Origin of the sequence: Pseudoalteromonas holothuriae (assembly GCF_945859825.1) — a bacterium.
In the GTDB taxonomy this organism is placed as follows: domain Bacteria; phylum Pseudomonadota; class Gammaproteobacteria; order Enterobacterales; family Alteromonadaceae; genus Pseudoalteromonas; species Pseudoalteromonas holothuriae.
Genome location: NZ_CAMAPC010000004.1, coordinates 67,592 through 80,256 on the forward strand (window position 1 = coordinate 67,592; position 12,665 = coordinate 80,256).

General features: G+C 40.0%; 15 protein-coding genes. 9 read left to right on the forward strand and 6 right to left on the reverse strand.

Annotation, left to right across the window (positions count from 1 at the left end; translation table 11 throughout):
- Positions 1-236 precede the first annotated feature (236 nt).
- Entirely contained in the window at positions 237-803 is a 567-nt protein-coding gene (locus OCI93_RS06660) for a PhnA domain-containing protein (RefSeq protein ID WP_261593116.1), read from the forward strand.
- A 256-nt stretch (positions 804-1,059) separates the two neighbouring features.
- Here the strand turns inward: OCI93_RS06660 and OCI93_RS06665 are convergent, their stop codons facing one another.
- Positions 1,060-1,896, reverse strand: coding sequence for a 23S rRNA (adenine(2030)-N(6))-methyltransferase RlmJ (locus OCI93_RS06665; RefSeq protein ID WP_261626163.1), 837 nt, complete (start codon positions 1,894-1,896; stop codon positions 1,060-1,062).
- A 179-nt stretch (positions 1,897-2,075) separates the two neighbouring features.
- Here OCI93_RS06665 and OCI93_RS06670 point away from each other — a divergent pair, with 179 nt between their 5' ends.
- The 7 genes from OCI93_RS06670 (at position 2,076) to OCI93_RS06700 (ending at position 7,259) form a co-directional block, all read left to right on the forward strand.
- Complete coding sequence (locus tag OCI93_RS06670) at positions 2,076-2,306, forward strand: DUF904 domain-containing protein (RefSeq protein WP_261593117.1); 231 nt, start codon at positions 2,076-2,078, stop codon at positions 2,304-2,306.
- Positions 2,306-2,593, forward strand: a complete 288-nt coding sequence (locus OCI93_RS06675; protein ID WP_261593118.1) for a cell division protein ZapA — start codon at positions 2,306-2,308, stop codon at positions 2,591-2,593. The genes OCI93_RS06670 and OCI93_RS06675 overlap by 1 nt, the downstream gene beginning before the upstream one ends.
- Before the next feature lie 65 nt (positions 2,594-2,658).
- Entirely contained in the window at positions 2,659-3,639 is a 981-nt protein-coding gene (locus OCI93_RS06680; RefSeq protein ID WP_261626082.1) for a hypothetical protein, read from the forward strand.
- Positions 3,640-3,676: 37 nt separating this feature from the next.
- Entirely contained in the window at positions 3,677-5,140 is a 1,464-nt protein-coding gene (locus OCI93_RS06685) for a LysM peptidoglycan-binding domain-containing protein (protein ID WP_261626083.1), read from the forward strand.
- Positions 5,141-5,196: 56 nt separating this feature from the next.
- The gene (locus OCI93_RS06690; RefSeq protein WP_261593121.1) at positions 5,197-5,685 is read left to right on the forward strand and encodes an FKBP-type peptidyl-prolyl cis-trans isomerase; all 489 of its coding nucleotides are present in this window, start codon (positions 5,197-5,199) and stop codon (positions 5,683-5,685) included.
- Positions 5,686-5,697: 12 nt separating this feature from the next.
- Positions 5,698-6,426 (forward strand): SDR family NAD(P)-dependent oxidoreductase, encoded by a 729-nt coding sequence (locus tag OCI93_RS06695; RefSeq protein WP_261593122.1) that lies wholly within the window; start codon positions 5,698-5,700, stop codon positions 6,424-6,426.
- Positions 6,423-7,259 (forward strand): amidohydrolase family protein, encoded by an 837-nt coding sequence (locus OCI93_RS06700; RefSeq protein ID WP_261626084.1) that lies wholly within the window; start codon positions 6,423-6,425, stop codon positions 7,257-7,259. Before OCI93_RS06695 ends, OCI93_RS06700 begins: the two co-directional genes overlap by 4 nt.
- Here the strand turns inward: OCI93_RS06700 and OCI93_RS06705 are convergent.
- From OCI93_RS06705 to OCI93_RS06725, 5 genes are all read right to left on the reverse strand, one after another.
- Positions 7,256-7,969 carry a YggN family protein gene (locus OCI93_RS06705; protein WP_315942708.1) on the reverse strand — a complete coding sequence of 238 codons (714 nt, stop codon included), beginning with the start codon at positions 7,967-7,969 and terminating at the stop codon, positions 7,256-7,258. The genes OCI93_RS06700 and OCI93_RS06705 overlap by 4 nt on opposite strands.
- 117 nt (positions 7,970-8,086) lie before the next feature.
- Entirely contained in the window at positions 8,087-8,617 is a 531-nt protein-coding gene (locus tag OCI93_RS06710) for an Lcl C-terminal domain-containing protein (protein WP_261626085.1), read from the reverse strand.
- A complete protein-coding gene (locus OCI93_RS06715; RefSeq protein WP_261626086.1) occupies positions 8,614-10,290 on the reverse strand; it encodes an Lcl C-terminal domain-containing protein in 1,677 nt (558 codons plus the stop codon). The genes OCI93_RS06710 and OCI93_RS06715 overlap by 4 nt, the downstream gene beginning before the upstream one ends.
- A 20-nt stretch (positions 10,291-10,310) precedes the next feature.
- A complete protein-coding gene (locus OCI93_RS06720) occupies positions 10,311-10,643 on the reverse strand; it encodes a hypothetical protein (RefSeq protein ID WP_261593127.1) in 333 nt (110 codons plus the stop codon).
- A 37-nt stretch (positions 10,644-10,680) separates the two neighbouring features.
- On the reverse strand, positions 10,681-11,376 hold the full coding sequence (locus OCI93_RS06725) for a DUF2982 domain-containing protein (protein ID WP_261593128.1): 696 nt from the start codon (positions 11,374-11,376) through the stop codon (positions 10,681-10,683).
- Positions 11,377-11,606: 230 nt separating this feature from the next.
- Between OCI93_RS06725 and OCI93_RS06730 the strand changes: the two genes are divergently transcribed.
- Complete coding sequence (locus tag OCI93_RS06730; protein WP_261593129.1) at positions 11,607-12,662, forward strand: efflux RND transporter periplasmic adaptor subunit; 1,056 nt, start codon at positions 11,607-11,609, stop codon at positions 12,660-12,662.
- The last annotated feature ends 3 nt before the right edge of the window (positions 12,663-12,665 follow it).

A 12,665-nucleotide genomic window follows, 5' to 3' on the forward strand; every position in this document is an offset into this window, starting at 1 on the left:
GTCAGTGGTTTAAGAAGCTATTTCCCCTATTATACGTATGATCTCGTGCACCTAGGTATCTTACCTAAAAAGTAGAGAATGCTATTTTACGCGAAGCTAAAATTGATGGTGCAAATATTTATTACTATGGTACGGGTTGTTGAAGTAATCATTAAACACGGCGCACAAACACTCTCTTCCACTGGCACACAATCAAACTGAGCAGTATAATGCGGGTTTTGCCGACGGAAAAAGTTATGAGTATCGAGGCGACCCTCCAAACACGCAGCACAAATCAGTGTGAGTTATGCACAAGTACAAGTGAGCTATCTGTTTATGAAGTGCCTCCTGTTGTTGAAGCACACTCTGATAAGAGTGTTTATTTATGCCAAAGCTGCCTTTTTCAAATAGAAGAAAAGCGTGATTTAGATGTGAACCATTGGCATTGCTTAAATGATAGCATGTGGAGCCAAGTACCTGCTGTACAAGTTGTGGCCTATCGCATGTTGAAACGCTTATCTGTAGAAAATGGATGGGCACAAGATGCATTAGATATGCTCTATTTAGAAGATGAAATTCGCAGCTGGGCAGAACAAGCATTAGCTCAGGAAGAAGAAGTTATTCACCAAGACAGTAATGGCGTGCGTTTAAATGCGGGTGATACCGTGGTTTTGATCAAAGATTTAGATGTTAAAGGCAGTTCTTTAGTAGCCAAGAGAGGGACTGCGGTTCGAAATATCGGACTAACCTCAAACCCGGAACATATTGAAGGTAGGGTCGATGGTCAACGTATTGTTATTCTGACCAAGTTTGTAAAAAAATAATCATACAAAGCCCCTAAAAATAGGGGCTAGCTTTGAGCGTATTTAGCTTCAGGTTTGGATAAGGGTTTTGGAATAAAAATATTTTGTAACCAAACATTACGTACAATCCAATGATGATATTTTGTTCAATATCAAGGCGCTTTTATGCAGTCATAGCGGGCTATTACAAATGAAAGCAACGCCGAGAGTGAGAAAAATAGCTTTATTGAGCAAATTCGCTTATCCAGAGCTGAGGTTATTTAACCAAACTCATATTTTATTCATCAACTAACTGCTGAATTCTAAAAAAACCACTATCTTGACTTAACAGTTCAACCAGCTCGGGTAATACCTCATCCATTGCTTTTTTCAAAGTCCATGGTGGGTTTATCACTATCATACCTGATGCGGTCATACCATGTAGCTGTGTATCTTGCTCTGTTGCAAGTTCAAACAATTGTATGTTTTTCATCCCGGAATCTATCAGTGTTTGCTCTAAGAGATCAATGCGCTGGCGATCAACAACTGGATACCAAATCATATAAGTACCAGATGAAAAGCGTTTATAGGCTTTGTTGATCATTAACGCAGCCTGTTGGTAGTCCGTTTTTATCTCATAGGGTGGATCCATCAATATGCAGGCCCGTCGAGATGCCGGGGGAACTAATCCTAATAACCCTTTAAACCCATCTTCCCCTCGTACTCGTAACGATTTTTTACCTTGCATATTTTGTTCAAGCAATTGTAAATCTTTAGGGTGCAATTCAAAAAACCAGCCTTTGTCTTGTCGACGTAAGTAACGCTCAGCAATTTTTGGTGAGCCAGGGTAAAACGCCAAAGACTCGTTGTTAAATGATTTTATTAAGTTCACATAATCTACAAGTGCGCTACTCTCACCTTGATACTCCCAAAGCTTAGCAATGCCTTGTTGGTATTCTTGCGTTTTTTGTGCGTCAGCACTGTTAAGCTCAAACAACCCTGCTCCTGAGTGTGTATCAATATAATCATACCCAGCCTCTTTACGCGTCATATACTCGAGCACATGTGCCAATACCAAGTGTTTTATAATGTCTGCAGGATTACCTGCATGAAATGAATGTCGATAGCTAAGCATAGTGTCGCCTGTTGCTAAAACGGTGCAATTTTGCTGAACCGTTTCTGAATATAATGATGTATTAGCGCTATTATCACTCAAAGTCACATAAAAATCAGTATAAAGCCGTGTATTCACTAGCATCCGAGGCGACTTTGTTTTACATTTGCATGACAAAACACTGTGATAAGAGCGCATTTATGAATAATGAAACACTTCCCCAACTCGAACAGCTAATTGATCAACTTATTGCTCAAAATAATCGTTTAAATAACGAACTTTCTGAGCTTAAAGAACAAAAGACTAAATTAATTGATGAAAATGAAACTTTACAATTAGAAGTCCTTGAAAGTGAAGAAAAGCAAAAAGATACAAGTAACACTTTAGCTAATTTGCTAGAAAAGCTACAAAGTGCGACTCAGGTTAGCTAATGACTGAGAAAAGCAATCAGGTTGAAGTCACCTTATTAGGTAAGACTCATCAATTTGCCTGTACCGAGGGGCAAGAGCAAGTGCTCCTCGATGCTGTTGCTTTACTAAATAAAAGAGTTGAAGATATGAAGCAACGTTCAACGGTCAGAAACGAGCAAAATGCACTGCTGCTAGCAGCTCTGCATTTATGCCACGACTTACAAGCACAGCAACAGTCCAATAAATCTCAACAAAGTCAACAACAAGCCCTTATTGATAAGCTTTCAGTATATTTAGACAATCATTAGCTACTTCCCAATGAACGCATTTTCGGTTAAATTATCATCTCTTTTGTTATAAATAAAAGGCGACTATGCGTTTAATTTTTGCAGCTGCGCTGTGCCTACTTACTAGCATAACTTATGCTAATCAATGGCATAATGTTGATGATACGACTTGGTTAGTATCACCACCTAAAGTCGCGCGTTATATTCAGGCAAATCAAGCTATCATCATTGGTAAGCGGTGTGCCGCAATTATCAATGCGCATGGTAATTTTGTAGCGCTGGAAAAAATGATTAATACTGCCAAGCGCAAATTACAAGTACCTGTTTGTTACTTACTTAGCCCCTCAGCTGAAGCTCATCAAATAACCGGCATGGCAATGTTACAACGCGCATTTCCAAGTGCAAAATGGTATGCAGGAGAAACCGTTGCAGATAACTTAGTACTTTATCAACAAGCTCTAACGCAGCAGTTGTCACTTCACGAAAAAAGCATTTCACTGAGCACCAAGCGACTATCTTTGTCTGAACAAGACAATCCACAACTCAAAGCACACATTGAAATAGCAAAGCAACGATTAGCTGATTGGCAAAATCTAAGCTTGCAGGCGCCATCAGTATTACCTCCTAACACGCAGCATATGCTACAGCTCGGTGAAAATAAATTAATCCTCAATACCAAACGTGCTTTTAGCACGGGTGATGTGTTTATTTTCAATCCTATCAATGGCGCGTTGTTAGCAGGTAATAGCGTTGATATCTTGCCGGATGTGAGACATGAGCGGCTATCTACATGGCTAAATCAACTTAAAAACCTACAAACTGATAACAGAATCAATTGGCTACTGCCGTCATATGGTAAACCTTATAAAAAAGAGGCATTGAGCCAGCCTATAACTTTCCTCTTAGCACTTACTCAAGGCCTTGATGTCACCGAAGCAAAGCAATACTTTATGACTCATTACCACAATCTGGATGATGATGAGCAAGCACGCTTACTGAATTACTATCAACTCGCCCAGCGCCGTTTAAGCGCATCAACAAAGAACCAAAATGATGTGCTGCATTAACGTAAAACCACAAAAAATGCAGCTAAAGTATCACTGCATGATCGGTCTTTTGATATTGTTGCTTTGTGCTTGTCAATCAACAAAACCTAAAGCACCCACTCAACAAGATGTCGCAGCGATAAGTCAATCATTGTTGCTAACTCAAACTACCAAAGAAAATTTAAAATCCAACTCAGAAAGTACCGAGATAGCACCAGTAAAAGTGTTACCTGAAGTGGCAAAGAAACCTAAAATCACCGATCTTTGGCTACGAATTAGCACTAAACTGAGCTTTGCAAATGATCCAAATGAGCGGCTAAAAAAGCGACTCAATTGGTATTTATCACAACCAAACTATCTAGTTTCAGTGTCTAAGCGTGCAAGTCCTTACCTTTATCATATCGTAGAAGAGATAGAGCGACGTAACCTCCCTATGGAGTTAGTACTTTTGCCTTTTGTTGAAAGTGATTTTAGACCTGAAGCTGTTTCTTCAGAGCACGCTGTTGGAGCATGGCAGCTAGTCAATGCAACGGCTTATCATTTTGGCATTACCACTGATAGATGGTACGACGGAAGAAAGGATGTGCTAGCGTCAACACATGCAGCACTAGAGTATTTAAGTTATTTGCATAAACGTTTTAATGGTAATTGGTTACATGCATTAGCTGCATATAATAGTGGTGAAGGGCGTGTAAAAAAAGCCATTGCACGAAATAAACGCAGAGGTAAAAGCACGAATTTTTGGCACTTATCTTTACCTAAAGAAACGGCAGAATATGTACCAAAGTTAATGGCACTGAGTTATTTATTGCAAACCGAACACCCTAATTTTAAACGCCCTAAATTACCAAACTATGCACTCACTAGCCCTTTAGATATCGGTCAACAGTTTGATTTTTCAATTTTGGCATCAATATCAGGAGTCAGAAAAGCAGCTCTACACAAACTAAATCCGGGCTATTTGCTCCATGAAAGCTCACCAAATGGCCCACATAAAATATTACTCCCCTTTAGTGAGCAAAGTTTGATAAAAAGTGATTTTTTTCAACGATACTTTAGCCAAACATACACTGTTCGCAGCAATGATACACTTTATCGACTCGCTCAACGCTTTAACACCTCTATCAGTAACATTAAGCTTTTGAATAATAAACAAAGCGATATGATACGCATTGGCGAAGTGTTAAAGGTAAAACAAACTCAGAAATTTGGTAATTTACTCGTGGACTACAAGATTAGCCCCTACGTTGCGAAAGTTCAGCAACCTAAACCTTTGACCATGGAGTTTCACCACACCATTAACGACGGTGATTCATTATGGAAAATAAGTAAACACTATAAAGTGTCAGTCAAAGACCTTTTAGTGTGGAATGAACTTAACGCGAATAAAGTGTTAAAACCCGGTAAAGTACTCATTTTACATTTACCAAAAGCCAACGAAACCCCAAAAAAACCGAATAAGAGCGTTTTTTTATCTGACCTTGAACAACTTGTAAAGCCAGAAACTCGCTCGAATCGCTAGCTCTAAGTGCTATGCTCACGTAAAATGACAGCAAATGGATAGAAAACGAGATAGTTATGCAAATAGCCAAAAATACCGCGGTTGAATTTCACTACACATTAAGTGAAGCGGAAGAGCAAATTGAAACAAGTACCACTGATGAAGCACTTACTTACCTACATGGCAACGATAGCATGCTGCCTGGCCTTGAAAATGCGTTGGAAGGCAAAACTAGTGGAGATAAATTCAGTGTTACTTTAGCGCCTGAAGATGCGTATGGTGAATTTAAAGAAGGCCTTATTCAGCGGGTTCCAATTAAGCACTTGCAAGGCTTGGGCAACAATAAAGTTTGGAAACCTGGTATGCCCGCTATTGTTGAGTCAAATCAAGGCCGTCACCAAGTGACGGTTGTAAAAGTAGGCCGTTTTAACGCGGATTGCGACCTCAACCACCCGTTTGCAGGAAAAACACTGACATTTGATGTGGAGGTTATCTCTGTTCGTGAAGCAACAGCCGAAGAGCTAGCACATGGCCACGTTCATAGCAAAGATGGCTGTGGTCATTAAGGGCATCGTAAAATGAGTAAAGTTGCCATTGTAACCGGTGGCAGCTTTGGCATTGGCCTAGCCATTGTCGAAAAGCTGCTGACCCAAAAGTTCCAAGTCTTCAATCTTGATATTAACCACTGTGAAGTAGGTCAGTATATTTACTGTGACGTCAGTAATACATTGGAAGTGAAAGAGAAAATAGACCTAATAGTTGAACAGACAGGCCGCATTGATGCCCTTGTTTCAAACGCTGGAAAACACCTCAGTGCTAATATTGAAAATACCGATGAAGCCACTTTAGACAGCTTATTTGCGCTGAATGTTAAAGGCGCTTATGCAGCGACTAAAGCGGTACTGCCTACTATGAAACAGCAAAATAATGGCGCGATTGTATTTATGTCTTCAGATCAAGCATTAGTAGGGAAAACAAACTCATTTGCCTATAATCTGACGAAATCAGCACTTGCATCTATGGCACGCACCACAGCTCTTGACTATGCGCCATTTAATATTCGTGCCAATGCAGTATGCCCTGGCACCATAGAAACCCCACTATTTCATGCAGCTATCGATAATTACTGTACAAAAAGTGGGGCAAATAAAGCAGAAATTGTGGCCGAAGAAGCTAAACAGCAACCACTAGGACGACTTGGACAAGCCACTGAAGTGGCGGCATTAGTCGCATTTTTACTCAGTGATGATGCTAGTTTTATCACAGGTAGCCTACAAAGTATTGACGGTGGGTACACAGCCCAATGACGCCAATTATTGACCCACATCTACACTTTTTTGATTTAGCTCAGGGTCAATATCAATGGCTAAGGGGCTCCACACCGCCACCCTGGCCAAATTTAGAGAAAATAATTCGTGATCATAGCCTAATTGATTTACAGCTAGACAGTGAGTTTTATCTGGCGGGCCTTGTGCATATAGAGGCCGGATTTAATAATACGCGCCCTGATGCAGAACTTTACTGGCTGGCTGAGCATATCAAAACACTTCCCTATCAAGCCATCGCCTATTTAGATATAGCCCAAGACCCAACTGCCTTTAGCATGCAGTTAAACTTGCTCAAGAACGCCCCCGGGTTTATAGGCATACGAGATATTACAGAGGGGCATGAAGCACAAAAATTACTTCATCCAAATACAGCAATTAACCTTAGCCGCTTAGCCGAGCTTAATATTATTTTTGAGGCGCAGTTTGAACTCGAACAAACGGATGTAACTAAACAATTCTCAGCTTTGTGTGCACAGCTAAATACATTACAAGTCATCATTAATCACAGTGGCTTTTTACGTCAAAACACAAACTGGCAAGCCGGGTTACATCAAATGGCAACCTGTTCAAATATCGCTATCAAGTACTCAGGTCAAGAACATGTAACGAAGCCCTTAAGCAACACAGCACAATTGGCTTTTTTATTAGATGCATTTGGGCCAGAACGAGTTATGTTTGCCTCTAACTACCCAGTATGTTTGATAAGAGCAGACTATGCAAAAGTTTGGCGTCAGTATTACCAGTTAGTTGACGATACAAAATTGTGGGAGAGGTTAAGCTTTACAAATGCTAAGCGTATTTATAGGCTTTAGGAGCGGATCTGCACCAAATCATAAGCAGCTAGAGTGGGTACTATTTTTTGTAGGCGAGTTTCAGTCTCATCAAGTGTATTAAGACACTCACAGTATTCTTCTGCTTTTTCTTCTAGCTGTTGTGCTTTTTTCTGCAGTGACTTATCTATCTCTTTAGAAATAATATCCATACGCTGACCCATATCAGTGATCCTATCTTCAATATTGCCCTCTCGTGACTTAAAAGCATCACCTAAAGATACTAAAATAGCGCCAAGCGACCCGTGTACTGCAGAGTGAATTTTCTTACTGATTTCTTTTGTAAAAAAATCATCTATCTTTGACAATGACTGAGGTGCAATAAAGAAAAAATCCTCGCCTTTTTTAAACTTATCCATTAAAGCGCGTTCAACATATTGTAATTGGGTTTTAAGTACTTCAGGCTCTTTATCAGACATCCCTTCGACAACTTGCTCAATGGCACTTAAACCTAAGTTAACGCCATCTGTAGCCAAGTTAACCAACTCAGGGACAGTATCTCTTATGCCACGGGCATATTCATGAAGAACTTGTGTATCTTGCTCTGAAAGCTCTACCCAATAGCCCCTAATCAACAGTTGATTATCATTATTAATTTGCACTCGCGTTTGGCCATTATCAACAATGCGAATTTCGCCATCTGTAATAATCAACCCATGACTTAGCTCTACATCACACTTATTTTTTGCCATTGCAAAACAAGAGTTCATAAGTATTAATGTTGATAAACAAGCTAAACGAAACAAAGTGCGACTACTCCCGATTAGAAAACGACTCAAAGAGTAGCAAATTTTTACCTAATGCCAAAGCTATTTGGCATACCTTACAAGGCGTAAGAAAACATCGGAGGTTTTAGCTTTAAGGTTATTCTTCCCATCAGCAAGTTGATAAGCCCAAGCATGATCGATTTGCGACCCCCCTGTCGTACTTGTCCAATAATTGTCATTTTGTGTAGAAGTAAATATTGCTTGATTAATCGCAGGCTCTACACAGCGGTGTTCAATGATACTCGCAAGCTCTTTTACATTGGGTACATGCCAGTCATTAAATCCAGCATACACATTATTTTTAGCCGCAACGAGTGCTTGCTGCCAGTCAACTTGTAAAGCAGTGCTGGTACAACTTTCAGAGTCTGAGTCATAATCTTGGCCAAACTCACATGTTTGCCACATCAACCCCGTTTCGGTATCAGTAACAGTCCCATCAACATTTTTAATAAAGCGCTCTGTAGGTGTTGTGCTAGGAACACTCGATACATCAAAACAAGTTTGCTCGGCCATGACTACTAATGGACTTAGCAAAAAAGTACATACAGAGATAACTTGAATACCTTTATTCATGGTGTTCTCACTAATCTGACATAAGCTGTATCCGATTTAGGATACGCTAAATCATTGCCGGTTTGCATATCAAAAATAAACGCTTGAGTTAAACTGCGCCCGTCAACACTAGTTTGAGCAGTCCAATAATATATATGCCCCAATATTGAAACATCTGGGGTATTCGCAAAGAGCTCAGTATCTAGCAGCAATGTACTGTTCTCACTTCCGTAGTCAATTAAGCTTAATAGCTCAAAATAACTTGGTAGGCGCCAATTACTTCCGCCACAAAAATTACTGCTATTTACCGTATCAATGTATGCTTGGATGCCACAATTTTCATCGCTTGAGCAAGTAGAGTTTGCTGCACCAGCAATACTTCCAGCAAAAACGCTGCCCTCTTGCGAAGTTAAATACCATGTAAAGTGATTTACACTATCTCGAACATGAGTATTTGGAATAACCCCGGTATTAGAGAGTTTAACTTCCCAAATAAGGCCATTTATGTTGTCTCTAACACAACTAAACTCTGTTGCATCATCGGGTAATTCATCTGCAAACTCATTTAACTTCGTATAATCAAAAGCAGCCCTACCTTGCCCGGCTTTATCCAATAGTGATGCAACACTATCTCTACCAATATCTGCATCTTGTTTTGGGTAGCTAGTATCTTTACAATTTATTTGTGCACTATCGCTAAAGCACTTTGTCAGCCCACTATCTTGAATAAGTCCTAAAGCTTTAGGTTCTAACTGCACAATTGTTGTATCTGATGCATCAAAACCACCGCCATCCGTTACCGTTACCTGAAAAGAAACCGTCGTTGCCACATCAACATCAGGTGCTGTAAATTCAGTCATACACTGCTGTGGCTGTTTAATCTGCACAATTGTATTTTGGCTAGAACTTTCGACTTGTTGCCATAAGCAAGTAAACTGCCCTGATGCAGTTTTACTTTTTGAAGCATCCAAAATAACCATGTCAAACTCACTAACAGTTTGATTATCACCAGCCTCAGCTATCACGGGTGTAGCAGCTTGAAGTAATGGCACACTAAACTCAGTGCTTGCACTGCCACCTTCATCATCTTGTACGGTCAGTCTAAATATTGCGACATCATTATTGACCAGCAATGGATGTATAAACTGCAATGTCGACTCTGCCGTAGTATTTAACACAATATTAGGCCCAGATACTTGCTCCCACAAATATGCGACTACTTGGCCATTCTCATCAGGGTCTGAAGATTCTTCAGCACTAAACTCGATGGTATCTAAGTATTTGGCAAGCCCATCTTCAGGTAAAGTTTGCGAAACTGCCGGTATAGGTAATTGGTTTTGTGAAGTAATACTGACCGTTATTTGATCAGAAACTTTTTGTCCGTTAGGCGCGATATAATCAACAATAAAAACGACATTACTATCCGTTTTTACATCTGGCGCGGTGACTTGTGCCTCAAGCTCCTCTTTGGGAAAACCCTCAATACTAGGGCCACTCAATACTTGCCAACTGATGGTTCCATCAGCAGGGGAAACCTGGGCAGTCAGCGTAAAATCCGACTTTTCTAACACAGTAAAATCTTCGCCTGCATTAATGCTTGCATTTTCTGTATTCGTTCCTGAATCTGAGCTCCCCCCCCCACAACCAACCAATACAAGGCTAAGCAGCAGAGGAAGTGTCTTAGTGACTGCCATTAAGGTTCCTTAGTAGCATGTTATAAGTAACTGTCTTGATGGATTCTCACAAATAGCTTAGTGCCTATTTTTGAGTAATCTACTTTATACTCACGCCCATCAAGTGCTTGTATAAACAGCAAACGCTTAACTTCACCAAAAACTTCCGCAGCCGAAACATTCACCACTTCAATATAACGCTCTTTAGCTTCTCTGCGGTTTCTTGGTAGCTCTTCTTTAAATGGCACAAGGCCCATGGGCGTTACTTTAATTTTAGGGTGCGCTTCACCATTCACAATAACTAAGTCGAGCTTCTTTTCTTTATGAATAATGGTATTACGACCACTTGTGATAAAGGCTCTTTCTGTGCTCATGAATTGTTCCTGTTACTTCTTTCATTGTGGTTATTCGCTATTCCAGCAGTACCTTAACCACCTCATCTGGGTTTAATTTCCAGCGATTTAATAATATCGAAAAATGCCATATATCCCTATCCAAAACATTCGCCGGTAACAGTAAATCATACCCCGTCAATGTATTTAGATTATGCATTCTATTTGCAAACATCGCTATCAAACCGGTATATCGAGTGCCGGATGTTGAGCGATAATCATTCGGTTCAACTAACCATTCTGATGGGCAGTTGTCGCTTTTGCAATGTATTTTAACAGCTTGTAAAAAAATGTAACGCTGTTCTATCAACAATTTTCCGGCCAACCTAGGGCTTAAAGTACACAGAAATAAGTCAATATCCTTAAGTTTAATACCAACTGCATTTAACTCAAGAATTTCAAGCTCCTGTGATACAGATGGTACCCCAGCGCGGTAAAAATTATCGTGTTCTAAAGACCATATACCAAATTTGTGAATATAGCATATCTGTTTACTATCAATGGTTAAGCTATAATATGGCTGCTGACTTTTTAAAAAACCTAGCCATATTGCTAACAATGCAACTGCGCTTAATAAAATTTCAACTATGCTGATGGGGGTACTTCGCAAAGAAACAAACGCCATGATGATAACCAAACAGATAGCACCAACAAGCATGAACTCGATACTATGGCGGTTTGCCGTTGCCCGTATTTTTGCTTTTCTGCTAGTCATAAAAACCAAAGTAGAAGACAAACATTAAAAGTGCCCATAACATCACATATCTTGCAGTAATACACTTACTACAAGACTTTCGTTTTGGCTGTATTTTTTTTACGGATTGCTTAGATTGTTTCAACACTGTCAATTTTTTCGGCCAACACACAAAATTATGAGATACCTAACTATATGTATACGAGCTGTATTTTGTACACTAGTAGCATCTCTTTTTGCGGTATATTTTTATGTTTACACAACAATCCGGCAAAGCACTATTTCCATTTATCATTATTTTACTCATTGCCAGTATCGGTTATCTATATCTTCCCAGTAGTCAAGGGAAAATGAATCGTAGCACTAACTCAGCAACTCAGGTAAACGCTCAAACTGCTACCGTGCAAGATAAAACAATATTCATCTCTGCTGTAGGCAGCGCTCGAGCGAACCAAGCCATCCATATTTCCAGCGCTCAAAGCGACTACATCACTAACATTTACTTTAACGATGGCGATGTAGTAAAGCAAGGTGAAAAGCTGGTGCAACTACAAAATCAAAAAGAGCGCTTAGCGGTTAAGGCACTCAAAATAAATTTAAAAGAACAACAAAGGCAGCTCAAAAGGCTGGAAAACCTAGCTAAAAGCCAGTCTGCTGCTCGCTCGCAACTTGAAACCCAATACTCTATTGTTGATGCACTTCAAGCAAACCTGCAGTTAGAGCAAACGCGCTTAAGCGAGTTATTGATCAATGCACCATTTGCAGGTCTGCTAGGCAAACGGTTAGTTTCTATAGGTAGCTTTGTTAACCCGAACACACCATTAACAACTTTAGATGATATCAGTATCATTAAAGTTGATTTTCAAGTACCAGAAAAACACCTAGCCATATTAAAACTGGGAATGACAGTTCAAGGTCAAAGTGATGCCTATAGCACACAACCTTTTACCGGTAAAATAACCCATATCGACCCTCGTATTGATAGCGACACCCGAAGCATCCAAGTAACTGCCAGTTTTGATAACCCACAAGCTTTACTACGCCCAGGGATGTTGATGCATATAGAGCTTCAACTGCAAACATTACACGCTGTGATGCTACCAGAAAAAAGCGTTATTCCTCGCCAAAACAAACACTTTGTTTTTATTATTGATGAACAAAATAAAGCAAAACAAGTACAAATTGAGATACTTGCCCGATTTCAAGGGTGGGTTGCGATCTCATCTGGCGTAGAGCAAGGACAACAAGTGATCACCGAAGGGGTGATAAAAATCCGCTCTGGCAGTAACGTGTCAGTTAAAGGTTAGGGG